Origin of the sequence: Pseudomonas gingeri (genome assembly GCF_013386165.1) — a bacterium.
Taxonomy (GTDB): domain Bacteria; phylum Pseudomonadota; class Gammaproteobacteria; order Pseudomonadales; family Pseudomonadaceae; genus Aquipseudomonas; species Aquipseudomonas gingeri_C.
In genome coordinates, this window is the sequence record NZ_JACAOS010000001.1 from 507542 (window position 1) to 528901 (window position 21360).

The window sequence follows — 21360 nt, forward strand, 5'->3', positions numbered from 1 at the left end:
CGGTGTCGATTTGAAGGGGGTTACCGATTTTGCAGGCTACGGCCTTCAGGTCGCGCTGGGTTTGCGGCTGGACACGGCCATCACCGCGTAGCCGATCAGCGCCGCGAGGATGGAACCGGTGAGAATGCCCATGCGGTCCATGCCCACGTAGTCGCTGCTGCCCGGCACAAAGGCCAGGGAGCCGACGAACAGGCTCATGGTGAAACCTATCCCGCACAGAATGGCCACGGCCAGCACCTGCCCCCAGTTGGCGCCTTGGGGCAGCGCTGCCAGGCCGGCGCGGACCGCCAGCCAGGTCAGGCCGAACACGCCGACCGTCTTGCCGATGAGCAGGCCCGCAGCGATGCCCATCGGCACGTGATGGGTAAAGCTTTCCAGGTTCACCCCCGTCAGGGACACACCGGCATTGGCGAAGGCGAACAGCGGCAGAATGCCGAAGGCCACCCAGGGATGCAGCGCATGTTCCAGGCTCAGCAACGGTGAGGTTTCGGCGTTGCGGGTGCGCAGCGGAATGCAGAACGCCAGGGTCACGCCGGCCAGCGTGGCATGTACACCACTCTTGAGTACGCAGATCCAGAGAATCAGGCCAATCACCATATACGGCCCGAGCTTGACCACGCCCAGGCGATTCATCGCGATCAGTGCCACCAGGCAGGTGCCCGCCAATGCCAGTGACAGCGTCGACAGTTCATGGGAATAGAAGATCGCGATAACGATGATCGCGCCCAGGTCGTCGATGATCGCCAGGGTCATCAGGAACAGCTTCAGCGACACCGGCACCCGTTTGCCGAGCAGGGCCAGGACCCCGAGGGCGAAGGCGATGTCGGTGGCCATGGGGATTGCCCAGCCGCCCAGCGCCGCCGGGTTGTCACGGTTGAGGAACCAGTAGATCAGCGCCGGCACCACCATGCCGCCGATGGCCGCCGCGCCCGGCAGTACCACCTGCGATGGCTTGGACAGGTGACCTTCGAGGAGTTCGCGCTTGACCTCCAGGCCGATCAGCAGGAAGAACAGCGCCATCAGGCCGTCGTTGATCCACAGCAGCAGGGGCTTGGCGATTTGCAGGGCACCGACCTGCGCCACCACGGGCACGTCCAGCAGGCCGGCGTAGAGGTGCGACAGCGGCGAATTGTTGATGATCAGGGCCAGGGCTGCAGCGGCAATCAATAACAGACCGCCGGCAGCTTCCAACTGAAAGAAACGGGTGAAAGTGCTACGCAGAGGCAAGGTCGCTCTCCATTGATGAATTCAAAAGGTAGGACACCCTAACCCGTACTGTTGGTTGTTAAAACAAAAATTATATTCTTTTTTGTTATAAGCGGGTGCTTGAGGGCTTGCCGCAAAGAGCCTAGCAGTTGTGTGTCTAATTGCGTCTTCACTGTATCTGTGCGGTGAGTGGGAAACTTCCTATAGTTGGCGGATTATTGCGGTGGGGCCTGTCAGGGGGCCGATCGTTGTTTATCCTTCAGCGGTGTGGCCATGGCCAATGGCGCAGCCATCCGTCAGTGCTTTCGAGCGCCTCCGTTCCAACACGAGTACCCATCATGAGCGACAACCGACAGTGGGCCCGGGAAGCCATCCGGATCATTGAAGCCGACTTCCAGCGCAGTGCCGATACCCACTTGATTCCCTTGCCGCTGCCGGGCCTGCCGGGCATCGAGTTGTACTTCAAGGACGAGTCCAGTCACCCGACCGGGAGCCTGAAGCACCGCCTGGCCCGTTCGCTGTTCCTCTATGCGCTGTGTAATGGCTGGCTGCGCCAGGGTGCGCCGGTCATCGAGGCGTCCAGTGGTTCGACGGCGATCTCCGAAGCCTACTTCGCGCGGCTGCTGGGCTTGCCGTTTATCGCGGTGATGCCGGCGACCACCTCCCAGGAGAAGATCGCGCAGATCGCCTTCTACGGCGGCAAGAGCCACCTGGTGCAGGACCCGACGCAGATCTATGCCGAGTCCGAGCGCCTGGCCCGGGAGAGCGGTGGTCATTTCATGGACCAGTTCACCTACGCCGAGCGCGCCACCGACTGGCGGGCGAACAACAACATCGCCGAGTCGATTTTCCAGCAACTGCGTTTCGAGCGCCATCCGGAACCGAGCTGGTTGATTTCCAGCCCCGGCACTGGCGGTACGACGGCGACCCTGGGCCGCTATGTGCGTTATCGCCAGCATGGTACCCGGGTGTTGTGCGCCGATGCCGAGCGTTCGGTGTTCTTCGATTTTTACCAGACGGGTGATGCCAGTCTGCGCCTGGACTGCGGTTCGCGCATCGAAGGGATCGGGCGTCCGCGGGTCGAGGCGTCGTTCCTGCCCAAGGTGATCGATGCCATGGTCAAGGTGCCGGATGCCCTGTCCCTGGCGGCCATGCACTACCTGGCGCAGCGTTTGGGGCGCAAGGTCGGGGGGTCCAGCGGGACCAACCTGATCGGCGCGTTGATGGCGGCGCGGCAGATGGTCGAGGCCGGGGAGAGCGGTTCGATCGTGGCGATCCTGTGTGATGGTGGCGAGCGGTACGCCACCACCTACTACGACCCGCAATGGCTAGCGGCCCAGGGGTATGAACTGGACGGGCTGATTGCAGTTGTTGCGGCGAGTGTTGAACGCGGTGAGGCGCTACCCGAGAGCGTGTTGCGGGCTGGGATCTGATCCCTGCACTTCTGGATAGTCGACATCTGTGGCGAGCGGGCTTGCCCGCGCTCGGCTGCGAAGCAGTCGCAAAACCGATCACCGTGTTCTACCTGACACACCGCGATCACTGGTTTTAGGGGCGCTTCGCACCCCAGCGTGGGTAAGCCCACTCGCCACAAGTGAGTCCTCAGGTGTTCCTGGGATTACAGGCTGAAACCACCATCCAGCGGGATGATATTCCCGGTCATGTACGCCCCGGCGGTACTCGCCAGGCTGATCGCCAGCGCCGCCATCTCTTCTTCCCGACCCCAGCGCTTCATGGGAATCAACGCCGTGTCTTCGGCCAGCGCCTGCTCGTCGTTGCCGATGTGCTGGGTCATCTTGCTCGGGAAGCGCCCCGGCGCGATCACATTGACGTTGATGTGCTGGCTGACTAGTTCCCGCGCCAGAATCCGTGACAGTTGATGCAGGGCGGCTTTGCTCGGGCCATAGGCATAGGCCTCTTCGCCGAAGGAGGAAATCCCCGCCACCGAACCGATATTGATGATGCGCGCCGGGTTCGCCGCCGAACCGGCCTTGCGCAATAACGGCAGGAACTGCTGGATGCAGTTGAAGACCGAGGTCACGTTCAACTGCATGACCTTCTCCCAGCCTTTCACCGGATAGCTCTCCAGCGGTGCGCCCCAGGTGGTGCCGGCGTTGTTGACGAGGATATCCAGCCGGTCGATCTGCCCGCCCAGGCGGGTGGCGAGGTCCAGTACGCCTTCCTCGGTCGCCAGGTTGGCGGGCAGGGCCTGGCAGTGGCCCAAGGCGCCGAGTTCATCGGCGGTCTGTTGGCAGGCTTGGGCATCCCGGGCGCAGACGTAGACGTGGGCACCGGCTTCGACAAAGGCCTTGGCGATCATCTTGCCGATACCGCGCGTACCGCCGGTCACCAGCGCAGTGCGGCCTTGCAGGGAGAAGTAAGGGTGCATGGCGAATCCTGAGTGGGAAAAGGGTGTCCATACCCTAGTCGTCAGGTGTCAAAAACGGAGCCACTATTGGGCGGCGCAATGATGCGCCATGCACGCCGAGGCGGATCAGCCGCGAACGCGCAGCGTCAGCCCCTTGAGGAAGTTGCGTAGCAGCTGGTCGCCACAGGGACGGTAGTTGGTGTGACCGAACTTGCGGAACAGCGCGCTCAGTTCCGGCTTGGACACCGGGAACTCGGCGGCCTTGAGGATGGCGTGCATGTCGTCTTCCTTCAGTTCGAAGGCAACCCGCAGTTTCTTCAGGATGATGTTATTGGTCACCGGCAGCTCGACCGGCAAGGCTGGACGGCTTTCGTCCTTGCCACGCTTGAAAATCACCAGACCGTCGAGAAAATGCGCCATGACTTCGTCCGGGCAGTGCACGAAACCTTCTTCCTCATCCTTTTTCAGGTAGGTGACGACATCGGCCTTGGCCGCTTCGAAGCCGGTCAGCTTGATCAGCTCGACGACCTTGTTGTCGCTGATGTCGAGCATGTAGCGCACGCTACGCAGTACGTCGTTGTGAATCATGTAAGCCATCCTGAGAGGTAGACGCCGCGCATCTGCGCGGCGTTGAAACGGGGATTAGAATTTTTCCTTGGTCGACAGGTAGCGCCATTGGCCCACGGGCACTTTGCCGATGGAGACGCCGCCGATGCGGATCCGACGGATGGACACGACCTTGAGCCCGACCGCCTGGCAAAACAGCGCGATCACTCCGGGTTGCGGGTTTTTCATCGCGAAACGCAGGCGGTTCTCGTTCTGCCAGCTGGCCTTCACCGCCGGCAGCTCGCGGCCCTTATAGGTCAGGCCATGGCTCAGTCGGTTGAGGCCGTGTTCGACGATGTCACCGCTGACTTCCACCACGTATTCCTGTTCGATCTTGGCGCTGTCGGCGGTGAGCTTGCGCAGGATTTTCCAGTCCTGGGTAAACACCACCAGGCCGCTGGCGCCGGCCTGCAGGTCAGTACTCGCGGTCAGCCGCAGGAAATGCCCCTTGAGCGGGCGCTTGCCGTAGCGGTGCTCCTCGGAGAGCGTCTCGGCGTGCAGCAGTTGCAACGCGCTGTCGGCGTCCAGGCCGGCCGGTTGGTGCAGCAGCAGGGTCACCGGTTCCGGCGCGGTGGCCTTGGCTTCGGGGTCCAGCTCGACTTTCTGGGCTTCGACCTTGAACTGCGGTTCGTCGATGACTTCGCCATCGACCGTGACCCAGCCGCCTTCGATGAACAGTTCGGCCTCCCGACGGGAGCAGCCGACCAGCTCGATCAGGCGTTTGGAAAGGCGAGTGGGTTCAGACATGACGGCGGCCGTAAAAAAGGGGGGCGGCTATTGTACCTGCCTGGCGCCGGTTAAGCCCGGCAACATTTGTCGCACTCAGCGCTTCAGGCGCAGATGCAGCAACGGATAGGGCTGGCCCATGCCATCCATCTCCGAGCGCCCGATCACTTCGAAGCCCTGTTTGAAGTAAAAGCCGATGGCCTGGGGATTCTGTTCGTTGACGTCCAGCTCATCGGCGTTCAGGTGTTCGATGGCATAGCTGAGCAACTGCTTGCCGAGGCCCGTGCCTCGGGACTTGGGGGCGATGAAGAGCATTTCGATCTTGCCCGCCGCGACCCCGGCAAACCCGGTGATGCGCTGACGCGAGTCGCGGGTACAGATCAGCATGACCGCATCCAGGTAGTGGGTCAGCAGCATGTTCTTCAGCAATTCGATGTAGCTGTCCGGGAGGAAGTCATGGGTGGCGCGCACCGAGGCTTCCCAGAGTTCGGCCATTTCCGGGTAGTCGCCGGGCCTGGGGGTGTGGATGACCTGGAGCTGGCGCATGCAGCAGATTCCTTCCATCGCAGTGGTTCACACGCCAGACTATAGACGTAAAAAAGCCCCGCATCTCGTTGAAAGTGCGGGGCTTTTCAGTTTATTTACAGCTTAGAGGGTTTCGGCCCAGAGGTCGTATTCGTCGGCGTCGGTGACGCGGCACCAGACTTTGTCGCCAGGCTTGAGGTCGCCGGCACCTTCGATGAACACGTTGCCGTCGATTTCCGGGGCGTCGAAGAAGCAACGGCCGACCGCGCCTTGCTCGTCGACTTCGTCGATCAGCACTTCGATATCACGGCCGATGCGCAGTTGCAGGCGCGCGGTGCTGATGGCCTGCTGGTGGGCCATGAAGCGATCCCAGCGGTCCTGCTTGACGTCATCCGGGACCACGTCCAGGCCGAGGTCGTTGGCCGGTGCGCCTTCGACCGGCGAGTACTGGAAGCAGCCGACACGGTCGAGCTGGGCTTCGGTCAGCCAATTGAGCAGGTACTGGAAGTCCTCCTCGGTTTCACCGGGGAAGCCGACGATGAAGGTCGAACGGATGATCAGGTCCGGACAGATTTCCCGCCAGTTCTTGATCCGCGCCAGGGTCTTGTCTTCGAACGCCGGTCGTTTCATCGACTTGAGCACTTTCGGGCTGGCGTGCTGGAACGGGATGTCCAGGTACGGCAGGATTTTGCCGGCGGCCATCAGCGGGATCAGTTCGTCGACATGCGGGTACGGGTAGACGTAGTGCAGGCGCACCCACACACCCAGGCTGCTGAGGGCTTCGCACAGTTCGGTCATGCGGGTTTTCACCGGCGCGCCGTTCCAGAAACCGGTGCGGTACTTCACGTCGACGCCGTAGGCGCTGGTGTCCTGGGAGATCACCAGCAGTTCCTTGACCCCGGACTTGACCAGGCGCTGGGCCTCGTCGAGGACGTCGCCGACCGGACGGCTGACCAGCTTGCCACGCATCGACGGGATGATGCAGAAGCTGCAGCTGTGGTTGCAGCCTTCGGAAATCTTCAGGTACGCGTAGTGGCGCGGCGTCAGCTTGATGCCCTGTGGCGGTACCAGGTCGATCAGCGGGTTGTGATCCTGGCGCGGCGGCACGACTTCGTGCACGGCGTTGACCACCTGCTCGTACTGCTGCGGGCCGGTCACGGCCAGTACGCTGGGGTGCACCTTGCGGATGTTGCCTTCTTCGACGCCCATGCAGCCGGTGACGATCACCTTGCCGTTTTCCTTGATGGCTTCGCCGATCACTTCCAGGGACTCGGCCTTGGCGCTGTCGATAAAGCCGCAGGTGTTGACCACCACGACGTCGGCGTCCTGGTAGGTGGACACGACGTCATAGCCTTCCATGCGCAGTTGCGTAAGGATGCGCTCGGAGTCGACCAGAGCTTTCGGGCAACCCAGGGATACGAAGCCGACCTTGGGGTTGGCTGGCGCGGTAGGGGTGGACATGTCTAACCTCGGTATTAGGGTGTCGAGCCGCTTGGGACAAGGGCATCGCGTGGGCGCTGATGCGCCTCTGATCAAAAAGTGCGCAATTCTAGCGATGGCGGAGTCACTTGACCAGCTTTATGCAGGGAAATGCGACGAGTGCTGCGCTATGCTTCGCCCGATGCGAGTCACTGTCATTTTTTGTCTCAAATAACCGATGACATATAAATCGTCGGCAACTGTAAGAAAAACAGCGCATGCTGCGTGAAAAAGCATAGTGCTTCTTGAAAGAAGCCTTAGTCCGGGGTGTAGGAGTAGTTGATGGGTGGTCAGGCAGTGAGTGAGGGGCAGGTCGGGCACTCGACGGCAAAACCGTTGGGTATGCTGGTAGCGGCGGTAGGGGTGGTGTACGGCGACATCGGCACCAGCCCGTTATATACCCTCAAGGAGGTGTTCACTGGCGGTTACGGGGTACAGGTCAACCATGACGGTGTCTTCGGGATCCTGGCACTGATTTTCTGGTCGCTGATCTGGGTGGTCTCGATCAAGTACGTGTTGTTTATCCTGCGGGCCGACAACCAGGGCGAGGGTGGGATCATGGCCCTGACCGCGCTGGCGCGGCGGGCCTCGGCGTCCTATCCGAAATTGCAGTCGGTGCTGGTGATTCTCGGGCTGATCGGTGCGGCGCTGTTTTATGGCGACAGCATGATCACCCCGGCGATTTCGGTACTCTCGGCGGTCGAGGGTCTGGAAATCGCCTTCGACGGGCTGGAGCACTGGGTGGTGCCGCTGTCGCTGGTGGTGCTGGTGGCGTTGTTCCTGATCCAGAGACACGGTACCGCGAGCATCGGCAAGCTGTTCGGGCCGGTGATGGTGGCGTGGTTCGTGATACTCGGGGTGATGGGGGTCTACGGTATTTCCCTGCACCCTGAAGTGTTGAGCGCGCTGAACCCGATGTGGGGCGTGCACTTCTTTATCGTCCATCCGGGCATGGGTGTGGCGATTCTCGGTGCGGTGGTGCTGGCATTGACCGGTGCCGAAGCCTTGTATGCCGACATGGGCCACTTCGGTCGCAAGCCGATTGCCCGTGCCTGGTTCGCCCTGGTGCTGCCGGCGCTGGTGCTGAACTACTTCGGCCAGGGTGCCTTGCTGCTGGGTAACCCGGACGCGGCGCGCAACCCCTTCTACCTGCTGGCACCGGACTGGGCCTTGATACCCTTGGTGGTGCTGTCGACCCTGGCAACGGTGATCGCTTCCCAGGCGGTGATCTCCGGGGCGTTCTCGTTGACTCGCCAGGCGATCCAGTTGGGCTACATCCCGCGCATGCATATCCAGCACACCTCGAGTGCCGAGCAGGGGCAGATCTACATCGGTGCGGTGAACTGGACCCTGATGATCGGCGTGATCCTGCTGGTGATCGGTTTCGGTTCGTCCAACGCCCTGGCTTCGGCTTATGGCGTGGCAGTGACCGGGACCATGCTGATCACCAGTATCCTGGTGGCGGCGGTGATGTTGCTGCTGTGGAAATGGTCGCCGATCCTGACCGTGCCGATCCTGGTGGGCTTCCTGTTGGTGGACGGGCTGTTCTTCGCCGCCAACGTACCCAAGATCGTCCAGGGCGGTGCCTTTCCTGTATTGGCGGGGATCGTGCTGTTTATCCTCATGACCACCTGGAAACGCGGCAAGGAGCTGCTGATGGACCGCCTCGACGAGGGTGGCCTGCCGTTGCCGATCTTTATCGGCAGTATTCGCGTGCAGCCGCCCCATCGGGTGCAGGGTACGGCGGTGTTCCTCACGGCGCGGCCGGATGCGGTGCCCCACGCGCTGTTGCATAACCTGCTGCATAACCAGGTGCTGCACGAGCAGGTGGTATTGCTGACGGTGGTCTATGAGGATATCCCGCGGGTGCCGGCACAGCGGCGGTTCGAGGTCGATGCGTATGGCGAGGGGTTCTTCCGGGTCATCCTGCACTTCGGCTTTATCGATGAGCCGGACGTGCCTGAGGCGCTGAAGTTGTGCCATCTGGACGAGTTGGATTTCAGCCCGATGCGCACCACCTATTTCCTCAGTCGCGAGACGGTGATCGCTTCGAAGATTGTCGGTATGGCGCGTTGGAGGGAGAGCCTGTTCGCCTTCATGCTGAAGAATGCCAACGGTAACCTGCGCTTCTTCAAGCTGCCGGTGAACCGGGTGATCGAGCTGGGGACGCAGGTCGAGATCTGATTGTCTCGGGTATGAAAAAGCCCCTGTTGCCGTAAGGCAGCAGGGGCTTTTTCTTTGGGGTGTAGGAGCGAGCTTACCGGGAGTATCGCCGGGGCTGGGACCTTGTAGGAGCAAGCTTGCTCGCGATGGCGGTGCTGGATTCACTGACGCTATCGCTGGCAAGCCAGCTCCTACAGGGCTCGCATTACTCGCTTTTAACCTGCCGCTTCTGAATCGCATCCACCAAACGCTTGGCCAACGCCGGGTAGTTCTCGTCGAAGTGATGGCCCCCTGGCAACTTGACGGCTTCTCCCACCGCCGTAGTGGTGGTGCAGCCACTTTCCTTCACTTCGTCCTGCCCATAGATGCACAGCACCTTGGCGGCCGGCAGTTTGGCCATGTCCGGACCGGTGTCGAGTTCGATCCCGGCCTTGCCCAGCCAACCGTCTACGTGGATCTCGAAACTGCCGCTGCGGGCGAAAGCCAGCAGGATGATCGCGTCGACCCGCTGCTGCTCGTTTTCCGGCAGGCGGTTATAGATCGCCGGCAGGACGTCGGCACCGAAGGAGTAACCGGCCAGAACGAAGCGCTTGGCGCCCCATTTTTGCCGATAGTGCTGCATCAGTTCGGTCAGGTCGGCAGCGGTCTGTTCCGGGCTCTTGTGCTGCCAGTAGTAGCGCAGGGTATCGATGCCCACCACCGGGTAGCCCATCTTCGCCATATAACCCGCCGCGTCCCGGTCCAGGTCGCGCCAGCCACCGTCGCCGGAGAGGAACAGGGTCACGGTGTCGCTGGGTTTCTCCGACGGCACGTCCACCACGGGAATCGCCAGGCCGCCGTTGTCCGTACCCACCAGCATCTTGCGCAGTTCGTTGTTCAACACCTGGGGCAGGTGGATGTCATAGTCGCTGATGCTGGTTTCGGCATTCGCCTGGTCGCGCACGAACGCCGCGCTCGGATCATCCGGGCCGTCGTTCCAGGCCACCAGCCAGTGGCCGTGGGCCGCTGTCTTCGGTACCGGGGTCTTGCAATCCGGTTGATCGAGGACAAACCCCACCGAGATCGCCTGGGCCTTGTCGCTGGTCTGGGAGGCCAGCCAGTTCCAGGCCAGGGACGCGCCCGGGCCGATGCCGCTGACCAGGGTCGCCGGACCTTTCAGTTGTTGCAGGGCGCCGTCCAGGGTCTTTTGTTGCAGCGTGCAGTCGTCTTTGGGCAGGATCACCTGGACGATCAGCGCCGCGCCACTGCGACTCAGGGCGGACAATTGAGCGTCGCTCAGGGCGTCTTCGGCGAGGGTCGCCACAACGACCTGGGCCTTGGGCGTGGTGCCGGGTGTCAGGCGAGTCAGGGTCGAACCGTCGGCCTGGCTCAAGTGTTCAAGCGTCGGTTCCGGCGGGGGACGGTTCCAGAACCAGTAGCCGCCTCCCGCGAGCGCGGCCAGGAGCAGCACGATTACCAGTAATAACCGCCAGGAGCGTTGAATCATCAGCGTTTCACCAATCCAGTCAAGCCGCCCGCAATGAGGGCGGCGGTATCGGCCAATGCGACCAGCGGATCAAGTCCTGCCGGCACGGCCATGTAACGTGGTTCCCAATCAGGCTGGAACTTGTCCTTGAAGCGACGCAGGCCCTGGAAGTTGTAGAGCTGCTCGCCGCGCTGGAACACCATCGAGCCCAGGCGCTGGGTCAGTGGTGCGCCGCGCCGCGGTTGCAGGCCCGACAACGGCACCATCCCCAGGCTGAAACGCGCATATCCGTGAGCCTTATAATGCTGAATCAGGCCAACCATCAAGAACTCCATGGTCAGCTTGGGGGCTTCGGGGTGCGAACGCATCAGGTCGAGACTGGCCAGTTCATGGCTGTGGGTCTCGAGCAGGTTGGCGAACGCCACCGGGCGCCCTTCGAAATGCACGATCGCGACGCGGAAATGGTTGATGTACTCGGGGCTGAAACGGCCCAGGGAGAAACCTTTCTCGCGCACGTTCTTGCCGGTGAGCCAGGCATCGGAGATGACCTTGAGCTCATCCAGCGGGGCTTGCCCCGGCTCATAGATTTCCAGCGACAGACCATCACGGCTACCCCGGTTCCAGGTGTAGCGCAGGTCCTTCATTTCCTTGCCCTTGGACTCGAGGTCAAAGCGCAGCAGGTCGACCCGGGCTTCTTCACCGAGCTTGATGGCGGTCAGGCCGATGTCCATGTAGTACGGCAGGTTTTCCGCACGCACCTGGTAGAACACCGGACGGGCGTGGTGGGTGTCGCAGAGGTCGCGGAATTGCCAGATCAGTTCGGCGCGCTGGCGCGTCGGTCCGATCGGATCGTACAGCGCCACCAGGCTGCGGCCACGGCGGGCGTACATCAGGAAAGCGGTGTCGGTGGGGTGGAACAGGAATGCCTTGTCACCGGTGAGAGCCAGGCCGCCGTCAGGCTGGTCCGAGGCCATCAGCACCTTGAATGCCCGCTCCATTTCATCGCTGGTGGGCTGGTGGATCACCGGGCGCGCGGTACGCAGCAGCCAGGTCAGCGAAACGGCGACCAGGACCACGGCGGCCCCCAGCAGCGAACGCAAGCCACGGGGCGCATCGCCATCCAGCGCGAACTGCCACCAGAGCTCGTGGCTGTAGGGCACGTCCTGGTAAGCGAACAGCAGCAGCCAGACCGAAGCCCCGAGCACGCACAGACTGGCCACCAGGTACAGCGGCGAGAATGGCAGTTCGGTCAGGCGGCTGGGTCTATAGAAGGAGCGACGGAAAATCCCCAGCAGACAGGCGGTGGCCGTGAGCATGCTGGCTTCTTCCCAATCGAAACCCTTGAGCAGCGAGAGCAGGGCGCCCACCAGCAGCAAGGTCATGGTCAGCATCCAGGCGGCGGACAAGCGTCGACGCAAGCCCTGGGCCAGCAGCAGGCACAACACGCCTACCAGGCTGGCACCGAAGTGCGAGGCGTCGATCAGGCGATCCGGGACCAGGAAGTCGATGCCTTCCAGGCGCGTGTCGATTTCCGGGGTCGCGCCGGAGAACAGCAGGACCACACCGGAGAGGAACACCAGCACGGCGAGGATCGGCGCCGCGAGGCCGGAGGCGACCCGCATGCTCTGGCGGGTGGTCATCAGGCGCTGGGCTTCGGTGCTCAACAGGGCCAGACAGGCCAGCAGCAACGGTAACAGCACGTAGATCAGGCGATACAGCAGCAACGCAGCGGCCAGGGGCGCGGCGCCCAGTTCATTGGCGAAGGCCGCCAGCAGAATGGCTTCGAAGACACCGACGCCGCCAGGCACATGGCTGAGTACACCGGCGGCCAGGGCCAGCAGGTAGACCAGCAGGAAGGGGCCGAACGGTGGGGCGACGGGCAATAGCAGATAGAGCACGGTCGCCGCAGCGGCTACGTCCAGGGCGGTGATGACCAGTTGCAGCAGGGTCAGGCGGGCACTCGGCAGGCGCAGGGTGCGACGTCCGACCTTGACCAGCAGGTTGTCCTTGATCGGTTGTTCCGGCAGGCGCCGACGGTAGATGCCGATCGCCAGCAGGGCGGCCAGGGCCAACACGACCACGGCGATGCCACCGAGGAGGTAGGCGGGCAGGTGCAGGGCTTCGGATGCCGCGGGCAGGTTGCTCAGGGTCGCCAGGGCCGCCAGTGGTGGCAGTGCGCAGCCCAGCGACAGGCTGGCGAACAGGGTCATCCGCGCGACTTCGGCGGCCCCCAGGCCAAAACGGGCATAGAGTCGATAGCGTACCGAACCACCGGAGAGCAGTGACAGGCCGATGGCATTGCCGATGGCGAAGGCAGTGAAACCGCCGAGTACCAGGGTGCGCTTGGGCAGCTGCACGTCGGCGTAGCGACTGGCAGACCATTCATAACCCAGGAGGATAATGAAGCCGATGGCGGTCGCTGCCAGGGCGCCGCCCAGGGCCGGTTTGGGCACGCTGAGAATCGAATCGTGCAGGGCGTCCAGGTCGAGTTCAATCAACAGGTGACGACAGGCGATCAAGGCGATGGCGAACAGAAACAGGGTGACGGCCAAGCCGACGGACTGCCGGTACTTGCTCAACAGATCCAGCCAACGGAGACGGTTGGCGGTGATCGGGTGTGTCGCTGTAACAGTATCGTGTGGTTCGGACGAGTTGGCGCGCATCAATCACCTCGAGGATTGTGCGCGACAGGATGGGGGTATCCAGCCAAGTTACCAATCCCTATGGACAAAATAAGTGCAAATATTAACGTGTCTGGCCGTTGTACGGCGACCCACGCCCCGGGCTGTTGTAGAGGAAGTTTGTTGCGGATTCAGCTTAGCCTGTGCAGCCATTGACTGCGGTATCCGTCGAGGGTTCGATCCTTACTGTAATGATCGGATGAAAGTTTTTTCGGCGGATACAAAAAAGGCCACTCTTTCGAGCAGCCTTTTCTGATATTTGGTTGCGGGAGCCGGATTTGAACCGACGACCTTCGGGTTATGAGCCCGACGAGCTACCAGACTGCTCCATCCCGCGTCTGTGTGGCGGCATTCTACAGCCGAACGGCGAGGTGTCAACCGTTAATGGTCCATTTGGTCAAAATAATGCGCAAAGCCTCGATTTGGCCGGTCGCCTTCAGTAAGTGTCCGACAATCAAGGTTTTTTAACTCGGGGTGGAAAAACAGGCACGCACAAAAAAGGCCACTCTTTCGAGTAGCCTTTTTTGATGTTTGGTTGCGGGAGCCGGATTTGAACCGACGACCTTCGGGTTATGAGCCCGACGAGCTACCAGACTGCTCCATCCCGCGTCTGTGTGTCGGCATTCTACAGAGAAACGCCAGGCTGTCAAACCCTAATTAAGAAAAACCTCTTTATTGTTCAAATGCTTAGCGTTCAGAACGGACCCTGCGGCGAGCCTCCGGGCCATGCCGTGCAAGGCTTACAGCTCTATCAGGGACCGGGTTTCGATTGAGAAACTAAATTCAAAAGGGTGTTTTCCTACGGCTAAAGAGGAAGAATCAAACTACTGGTGCTATATACAGGTGCTGGTGAGATACTGTCGGCCTGTAGCGTTTCCGCTCCCTGAATGAACCCGTGTTTTCATGACGCAACGCAAAATCATCCACGTCGACTGTGATTGCTTCTACGCCGCCATCGAGATGCGTGATAACCCGAGCCTGGCCGGCAAGCCCATGGCTGTGGGGGGATCGGCGGATCGGCGCGGGGTGATTGCCACCTGCAATTACGAGGCGCGGGCCTTTGGTGTGCGTTCGGCAATGTCGTCGCGGCATGCCTTGAGCCTGTGTCCGGACCTGGTCATCGTCAAGCCGCGCATGGATGCCTATAAGGAGGCGTCGAAGGATATCCAGGCGATCTTTCGCGACTACACCGACCTGATCGAACCCTTGTCCCTGGATGAAGCTTACCTGGATGTGTCCGACAGCCCGCACTTTGCCGGCAGCGCGACACGTATCGCCCAGGACATCCGGCGTCGGGTGTCGAAACAATTGCACATCACCGTTTCTGCCGGAGTGGCGCCGAACAAGTTCCTGGCCAAGATCGCCAGCGACTGGAAAAAGCCCAATGGGTTGTTTGTGATCACGCCGGACCAGGTGGAGGATTTTGTCGCCGGCTTGCCGGTCAAGAAACTGCACGGGGTGGGCAAGGTCACGGCGGACAAGCTCGGGCGGCTGGGGATTGTCGATTGCCTGCAATTGCGCGAGTGGGGCAAGTTGGCCCTGGTCCGTGAGTTCGGCAGTTTTGGCGAGCGACTGTGGGGGCTGGCCCGTGGGATCGATGAGCGGCTGGTGCACAACGACAGTCGGCGGCAGTCGGTCAGTGTCGAAAATACCTACGATGCCGACCTGCCGGACCTTGCCAGTTGCCTGGAAAAACTCCCCGAACTGATGGAAACCCTTGCCGGACGCATTGCCCGGCTCGACAGCAGCTATCGACCGGGCAAGCCGTTCGTCAAAGTGAAGTTCCACGACTTCACCCAGACGACCCTGGAGCAGGCTGGGGCAGGGCGGGATCTGGAGAGTTATCGGCAGTTGCTGAGCCAGGCCTTTGCCCGAGGGGAGCGGCCGGTACGGTTGCTGGGGATCGGCGTGCGTTTGCAGGATTTGCGCGGTGGTCATGAGCAACTGGAGTTGTTCAGTCAGTGAGGCGGTCCTGTCGATACCGTCCTGCTCGTTAACGTACCACGATGATCGACGCGGTCCCTGTAGGAGCTGGCTTGCCAGCGATGAGGCCCTTGAGTCTTGCGGTGTTCTTGCTGACGCCATCGCCAGCAAGCCGTCTCCCACAGATTTTGTCTTCTTTCCGAGTGCCTTAGTGGGCCTCGGGATCCGCGACCAGTCGCCCGGTTTTTCTGGTCAGGGTCTTGAGAAACTCACGCTGCAACTCGGGATCGTTGCGGGTCAGTTCGATCAGGCTCTGTTCCAGTTCGCTGGCTTCGTCTTCCAGCCCCAACTCTGACAAGCGCTTGACCCGATGCACCCATTGGTTGACGTCGTCACCCTCCAGGTCGTTGTAGATCAGGTCGTGGGCTTCCAGCAGTTTGCCGCGCAGGGTGCTGCTGATGGACAGGCTTGAATCCGAATGGATTTGCCCCTGGGCATCTTCCACGCGGATCTGCAGATTGCCGATGCGATACAGGTCCTGCTCGGCAAACGGGCTGTCCAGCAGGTTGAGGCGCAGCACGCCGTTGCGGTCGGTGGTCAGTTCCGCGGTCTGCTTGCCGGCGACGACTTCCACCGGTCGTTCCGACCAGGGCGGGCTTGAGTATTCCGTGCGTTTGTCACGCTGGACGTCCTCGACCCCGGCAAGGTTACGCTGGGCACGCCCGCCGGACTCGACGTTCATGAACGGATTGAGGCCGTCGATGCCGTCCTTGAGCCAGCCATGGGTCATGCTGTCCGGCAGGTGACCGAGGGCAAAGATATTCGCCACATTGGCGCCGACGCCGCCGACCAGTGCCACGGCGCCCAGGGGCATTTCATAGACCTTGCGCCAGCCTTGATACGGCGTGTAGCGGTCATAGCGACGGGTGACGTCGAACTCGGTGACTTCGAAGGTCTTCTGCTCGTGAATCCGCACGCGGCGTTGCGGCAGCTCAAGGATCTTGGGGTCGCCGACATCGATCTGCAAATTATGCGCGAGCAGTTTGCGCTCGATGCGCTCTTCATGCTCGCTGCTTTGTGACATGTGATTGGCGCAGCCGCTGACCAGCAGGGCGCCGCACAGTGCGGCGCCCCCGAGGGCTAAGGTACTTCGATTGAACATGGGCGCTCTATCTGGACTCAGCGACGGATACGGGCCTGAAGGAACGACAGCACTTCGGCGACCGGCAGCGCGTGCGCCTCGGCCTCGGTGCGGCTCTTGTATTCCAGGTTGCCTTCGGCCAGGCCGCGGTCGCTGACCACGATCCGATGGGGGATGCCGACCAGTTCCATGTCCGCAAACTTGATGCCCGGGCTGGTTTTCTTGTCGCGGTCGTCCAGCAGCACTTCGAAGCCGGCGGCCGTCAGTTCGGCGTAGAGCTTGTCGGTGGCTTCGCGAACCAGTTCGGTCTCGTAGCGCAGCGGTACCAGGGCGATTTGGAACGGCGCGAGGGAGTCGCTCCAGATGATGCCGTTGGCGTCGTTGTTCTGTTCGATGGCGGCGGCGACCACGCGGGAAACACCGATACCGTAGCAGCCCATGGTCAGGGTGACCGGCTTGCCGTTCTCGCCCAGGACCTGGCACTTCATTGCTTCGCTGTACTTGGTGCCCAGCTGGAAGATATGGCCGACTTCGATGCCGCGCTTGATCTCCAGGGTGCCCTTGCCGTCCGGGCTCGGATCGCCGGCCACGACGTTACGCAGGTCGGCCACGGTCGGTACGGGCAGGTCACGTTCCCAGTTGACGCCGAAGTAGTGCTTGTCGTCGATGTTGGCACCGATACCGAAGTCGCTCATCAGCTCGACCGAACGGTCGATGATGATTGGCAGCGGCAGGTTCAGCGGGCCGAGGGAACCGGCGCCAGCGCCGATGGCGTCACGCAGTTCGGCGTCGGAGGCCATGACCAGCGGGCTGGCGACGCCTGGCTGGTTGCCGGCCTTGATTTCGTTCAGTTCGTGGTCGCCACGGATGATCAGGGCAATCAGCTTGCCGGCTTCTTCGGCGTGGACGATCAGGGTCTTGACGGTCTTTTCGATCGCCAGGTTGTAGCCTTCAACCAACTGCGCAATGGTTTTCGCGTCAGGGGTGTCGACCAGGCGCAGCGCTTCGCTCGGTGCCGCGCGGGAGGTTTCGCGAGGCACGGCTTCGGCTTTCTCGATGTTCGCTGCGTACTCGGAGCCGTTGCTGAAGACGATATCGTCTTCGCCGGACTCGGCCAGTACGTGGAACTCATGGGAACCGGCGCCACCGATGGAGCCGTTGTCCGCTTCCACCGGGCGGAACTTCAGGCCCAGGCGGGTAAAGACATTGCAGTACGCCTGGTGCATGCGGTCGTAGGTGACCTGCAGCGAGGCCTGGTCGGCGTGGAAGGAGTAGGCGTCCTTCATGATGAACTCGCGACCGCGCATCAGGCCGAAGCGTGGACGGATTTCGTCACGGAATTTGGTCTGGATCTGGTACAGGTTGATCGGCAGCTGCTTGTAGCTGCTCAGCTCGTTGCGGCACAGATCGGTGATCACTTCTTCGTGGGTCGGGCCGGCGCAGAAGTCACGATCGTGGCGATCTTTCAGGCGCAGCAGCTCAGGGCCGTATTGTTCCCAGCGACCGGATTCCTGCCACAGTTCAGCCGGTTGGATACCGGGCATCAGCACTTCCAGGGCACCGGCGGCGTTCATTTCCTCGCGCACGATGGCTTCGACCTTGCGCATTACGCGCAGGCCCATGGGCAGCCAGGTGTACAGGCCGGAAGCGAGTTTGCGGATCATCCCGGCACGCAGCATCAGCTGGTGGCTGATCACGACCGCATCGGAAGGCGTTTCTTTCTGTGTGGCGAGCAAATATTGACTGGTGCGCATGGTTGGCCGTTGTCGCTTGCTGATGACTGAAAATGACTGGGCATTGTACGGGTGTGATTCGGCGACGTACAGGCGTGTCGCCGCGCCGCCCTGGGGAAGGGCGGTGGCGTCCAGTGTTTACGGGGTTTCTTCGCCGACGGCGGCGGGCATCGCGCCTTCGCCACGACTGGATTGATACCAGTGGATGGCAATCAGGATCAGGGTCGGGATGCCCATCACGGCGGTAATGATGAAGAACTTGTGGTAGCCGAACTTTTCCACCATCACCCCGGAATAGCCGCCGATCAAGCGCGGCAGCAGGAGCATGATCGAGCTGAGCAGGGCGTACTGGGTCGCGGAGAACTTCAGGTTGGTCAGGCTCGACAGGTAGGCGACGAAGGCCGAGGTCGCCATGCCTGAACTGAAGTTGTCCAGGGAGATGGTGACGATCAGCATCTTCAGGTTCGGGCCCATGTCGGCCAGCAGCATGAACAGCAGGTTGGTCGCCGCCGAGGCCGCACCACCGATGAACAGGATCGGCAGGATGCCAAAGCGCACGATCAGCAGCCCGCCCATGCCGGCCCCCAGCAGGGTCATGATCAGGCCGAAGATCTTGCTGACCCCGGCGATCTGGTCCTTGGTGAAACCCTGGTCGATATAGAACACGTTGGCCATCACGCCCATCACCGTGTCCGACATCCGGTAGGTGGCGATCAGCCCCAGCAACAGCAGGGCCTGCCAGCGATAACGGACGATAAAGTCATTGACCGGTGTCAGCACCGGAGCCAGGCCGCGGCGGCCCATGCTCGACAGGCAGAGGGTAGTGAGGATGGTGTAGAGGATGGCCCGCAGGAAGGCGCGGTCTTCCAGCAGCAGGTCGAGCATGCTCCGGCCCTGGAACAGCACGCTGGCGAAATCGGTGTTGTAGAGCTGGGTGAACATCGCCGGCACCGAGACCAGCAGGATGATCAGCACGAAGACCGAGGACAGCTGGTGGACGAAACTGTAGCGCCCGGCGGACAGCTGGGTTCGCAGCGGCACTGGCGGTTCGCGCATGAAGAAGGTAGTGAGCAGCGCCGGGATCATCAGCAGGCCGAACAGCACGTAGGTGCCGGTCCAGGCCGAGTGTTTATAGCTGAAGCCGGTGGAGCCGAAACCCTCGGCGAAAAACAGCGCGCCGGCGGTGGCCAGCAGGGCCGCGACCCGATAGCCGGACATATAGCTGGCGGCGAGGGCGGCTTGCTGGCTGTCGTTGGCGATTTCCAGGCGATAAGCGTCCACCGCGATGTCCTGGGTCGCGGAGGCGAATGCCACGATCACGGCAATGGCGATCAGCCAGGACAGGTGTTTCTGTGGGTCGCAGAAACCCATGCCGATCAAACCGAGAACGATCAGGATCTGCGCCAGCACCAGCCAGGAGCGTCGCCGTCCGAGTTTGCCGAGCAGGGGCAGGCGCCATTGGTCGAGCAAAGGCGACCAGACCCATTTGAAGGCATAGGCCAAGCCGATCAGGCTGGCATAACCGATGGTCTCGCGTGCGACGCCGGCTTCACGCAGCCAGACGGAAAGCGTGGAGAACACCAACATATAAGGCAGACCGGCGGCGAAACCGAGCAGCAAGAGCACGAGTGTCGATGGGCTGGCATAAGCGGCGAGCGCGGCGCGCCAGGTTTTACGGGGCATGGGCTGGAATCTGCCTCAGGTTAGCGGAAACAAAGCGCGCACTCTAACCGCTGTGCTCTATCGGGCGCCAGCCATGGCGCTTGATATCGACACGATTGTTCAGGACCGTGAGGCCTTCAGTCCGCAGCCGGGCGCGTTGTTCGTCACCGGATGGGCTGCCGGCCGGCAGGCTGATCCGACCACCGGCACCCAGTACCCGGTGCCAGGGCAGGCGCGTGTCGGCGGGTAATTGGCTCAAGGTCCGACCGACCCAGCGCGCGGCACGCCCCAGGCCCGCCAGCTCGGCGAGCTGGCCATAGGTCACGACCCGTCCTTCGGGGACTTGCGCCAGGGTCAGGTAGAGGGCCGTGCGGCGCATCTGCGCAGGGCTTTCGACGGCGCTGTCTTCGTTCATTGGGGGCAGTCCTGTTCAGGGATCTGGCTGCTGATGTAGGTCATTTCTGCAAGTTGAGAGTGATTATTGAACTAGGACGTTGTTCAGTCGGTCCCTCCTTGGTCAAGGCATTACCCTACCCTGAGGGATAATGCCGGTTTTTTTCCGCAAACCCGAGTCCTCTCTCTGCTTATGTTATCCAGAACCCTGCTGTGCCTTGCTGTTGTCAGCGCCTCGACGCCGTTGCTGGCCGATACCGTCTGGCTGAAGAACGGCGATCGCCTGAGCGGAAAGATCACGCTGTTCGACGGTGGCAAGCTGCTGATCCAGACCGACTACGCCGGGGCGATCCCGGTGGACTGGAAGCAGGTCAAGACCCTGGAAAGCGACCAGGAACTGCTGGTCAAGCAGTCTGCCTACACGGGCGAGAAAGCCAAGTCCCTGCGCGCAGCGGCCGATGGCAAGGTCACGCTGATCAATGGCGAGGCGCCGAAAACCGTCGATCTCGCGAGTATCCAGCAGATCATCAAGCCCAAGCCGGTGATCGAAGACCTGGTGTGGAAGGGCAATGTCGACCTGGCCCTGGACTACAAGCGGGCGGACCAGGACACCGACGACTACGACATTGCTTTCAAGACCACCGCTCGCCACGGTGCTTGGCGACATAACGCCCAGGGGGAGTACAACCGCGAGTTGCAGACCGGTGTCGTGACCACCAACAACTGGAACGTCGAGTATGCCCTGGACCGCTTTATTACCGAGAAGTGGTTCTGGCAGGGGCGCCTGACCTACAAGCGTGACCTGGTGGAAGACCTGTCGCGCCAACGCATCGTCGGTACCGGCCCGGGCTACCAGTTCTGGGACGATGAGCTGGGGGCTTTTTCCCTCGGCTCGCTGCTCAACAATACCGACTACGAATACTCTGATGGCGAGAAGAAGAACTTCTATTCCCTGGGCATGAAATGGGACTACAACCGTTATCTGGTGGGCAAGACCGTGCAGTTCTTCACCAACGGTGAAGTCGGCAGACCGCTGAGCGGGCCTTCGCAGTATTCCCTCGACGCCCAGATGGGCCTGCGCTACAAGATCACCGACTGGGCCTCGCTGAACCTCAAGGCCGAACGCAACGTCGTCCAGGGCGATGCCGAAACCAGCCTGAACAAGACCCGCTACACGGCAGGCTTCGGCGTGGTCTGGTAACGCACGGAACCTCGCCGACCCTGGCATCCGTCGTGGATAACGTTTACTTTGTCATTGATTTTCATTCGCAAGTCTCAAGGCTTGCCGA

General features: G+C 61.8%; 16 protein-coding genes and 2 tRNA genes. 4 read left to right on the top strand and 14 right to left on the bottom strand.

Translation table 11 applies throughout. The features are described from left to right. Positions 1-45: 45 nt before the first annotated feature. Positions 46-1227, bottom strand: a complete 1182-nt coding sequence (gene nhaA, locus HX866_RS02175; RefSeq protein ID WP_177137883.1) for a Na+/H+ antiporter NhaA — start codon at positions 1225-1227, stop codon at positions 46-48. A 314-nt stretch (positions 1228-1541) separates the two neighbouring features. Here nhaA and HX866_RS02180 point away from each other — a divergent pair, with 314 nt between their 5' ends. After that, positions 1542-2639: a PLP-dependent cysteine synthase family protein gene (locus HX866_RS02180; RefSeq protein ID WP_177093361.1), complete on the top strand. Its 1098-nt coding sequence runs from the start codon at positions 1542-1544 to the stop codon at positions 2637-2639. Between the two features lie 185 nt (positions 2640-2824). On the opposite strand, the gene HX866_RS02185 is transcribed toward HX866_RS02180, so the two are convergent. The 5 genes from HX866_RS02185 to rimO all read right to left on the bottom strand — a co-directional run bounded on the left by HX866_RS02185 (position 2825) and on the right by rimO (position 6892). After that, positions 2825-3595 (bottom strand): SDR family oxidoreductase, encoded by a 771-nt coding sequence (locus HX866_RS02185; protein ID WP_177092935.1) that lies wholly within the window; start codon positions 3593-3595, stop codon positions 2825-2827. Positions 3596-3700: 105 nt separating this feature from the next. Then, the gene (locus HX866_RS02190) at positions 3701-4162 is read right to left on the bottom strand and encodes a DUF1456 family protein (RefSeq protein WP_177092934.1); all 462 of its coding nucleotides are present in this window, start codon (positions 4160-4162) and stop codon (positions 3701-3703) included. A 54-nt stretch (positions 4163-4216) separates the two neighbouring features. Beyond that, complete coding sequence (locus HX866_RS02195; protein WP_177092933.1) at positions 4217-4927, bottom strand: rRNA pseudouridine synthase; 711 nt, start codon at positions 4925-4927, stop codon at positions 4217-4219. A 75-nt stretch (positions 4928-5002) separates the two neighbouring features. Further along, positions 5003-5452, bottom strand: a complete 450-nt coding sequence (locus HX866_RS02200; RefSeq protein ID WP_177099640.1) for a GNAT family N-acetyltransferase — start codon at positions 5450-5452, stop codon at positions 5003-5005. A 102-nt stretch (positions 5453-5554) separates the two neighbouring features. Continuing rightward, a complete protein-coding gene (gene rimO / locus HX866_RS02205) occupies positions 5555-6892 on the bottom strand; it encodes a 30S ribosomal protein S12 methylthiotransferase RimO (protein ID WP_177099642.1) in 1338 nt (445 codons plus the stop codon). Between the two features lie 300 nt (positions 6893-7192). Here rimO and HX866_RS02210 point away from each other — a divergent pair, with 300 nt between their 5' ends. Then, positions 7193-9094: a potassium transporter Kup gene (locus HX866_RS02210; protein WP_177092930.1), complete on the top strand. Its 1902-nt coding sequence runs from the start codon at positions 7193-7195 to the stop codon at positions 9092-9094. Positions 9095-9278: 184 nt separating this feature from the next. Here HX866_RS02210 and HX866_RS02215 read toward each other — a convergent pair whose 3' ends face one another. The 4 genes from HX866_RS02215 to HX866_RS02230 all read right to left on the bottom strand — a co-directional run bounded on the left by HX866_RS02215 (position 9279) and on the right by HX866_RS02230 (position 13828). After that, positions 9279-10559, bottom strand: a complete 1281-nt coding sequence (locus HX866_RS02215; RefSeq protein ID WP_177099644.1) for a virulence factor family protein — start codon at positions 10557-10559, stop codon at positions 9279-9281. Then, complete coding sequence (gene mprF, locus HX866_RS02220) at positions 10559-13201, bottom strand: bifunctional lysylphosphatidylglycerol flippase/synthetase MprF (RefSeq protein ID WP_177092928.1); 2643 nt, start codon at positions 13199-13201, stop codon at positions 10559-10561. Before mprF ends, HX866_RS02215 begins: the two co-directional genes overlap by 1 nt. A 278-nt stretch (positions 13202-13479) precedes the next feature. Next, positions 13480-13556: transfer RNA gene (locus tag HX866_RS02225), tRNA-Met, on the bottom strand. A gap of 195 nt (positions 13557-13751) precedes the next feature. Beyond that, positions 13752-13828 (bottom strand) — tRNA-Met (locus HX866_RS02230). 294 nt (positions 13829-14122) lie between these two features. Between HX866_RS02230 and dinB the strand changes: the two genes are divergently transcribed. Beyond that, a complete protein-coding gene (gene dinB, locus HX866_RS02235) occupies positions 14123-15184 on the top strand; it encodes a DNA polymerase IV (protein WP_177137892.1) in 1062 nt (353 codons plus the stop codon). Positions 15185-15350: 166 nt separating this feature from the next. Here dinB and HX866_RS02240 read toward each other — a convergent pair whose 3' ends face one another. The 4 genes from HX866_RS02240 to HX866_RS02255 all read right to left on the bottom strand — a co-directional run bounded on the left by HX866_RS02240 (position 15351) and on the right by HX866_RS02255 (position 20093). Next, complete coding sequence (locus tag HX866_RS02240; protein ID WP_177137894.1) at positions 15351-16304, bottom strand: hypothetical protein; 954 nt, start codon at positions 16302-16304, stop codon at positions 15351-15353. Positions 16305-16321: 17 nt separating this feature from the next. Beyond that, complete coding sequence (locus tag HX866_RS02245) at positions 16322-18037, bottom strand: proline--tRNA ligase (protein WP_177092925.1); 1716 nt, start codon at positions 18035-18037, stop codon at positions 16322-16324. A 117-nt stretch (positions 18038-18154) separates the two neighbouring features. Next, positions 18155-19699, bottom strand: coding sequence for an AmpG family muropeptide MFS transporter (locus tag HX866_RS02250; protein WP_177092924.1), 1545 nt, complete (start codon positions 19697-19699; stop codon positions 18155-18157). A gap of 43 nt (positions 19700-19742) precedes the next feature. Beyond that, positions 19743-20093: an MGMT family protein gene (locus HX866_RS02255; protein ID WP_177137895.1), complete on the bottom strand. Its 351-nt coding sequence runs from the start codon at positions 20091-20093 to the stop codon at positions 19743-19745. 171 nt (positions 20094-20264) lie between these two features. On the opposite strand from HX866_RS02255, the gene HX866_RS02260 reads away from it, so the two are divergent. Then, complete coding sequence (locus HX866_RS02260; RefSeq protein WP_177124078.1) at positions 20265-21272, top strand: DUF481 domain-containing protein; 1008 nt, start codon at positions 20265-20267, stop codon at positions 21270-21272. The last annotated feature ends 88 nt before the right edge of the window (positions 21273-21360 follow it).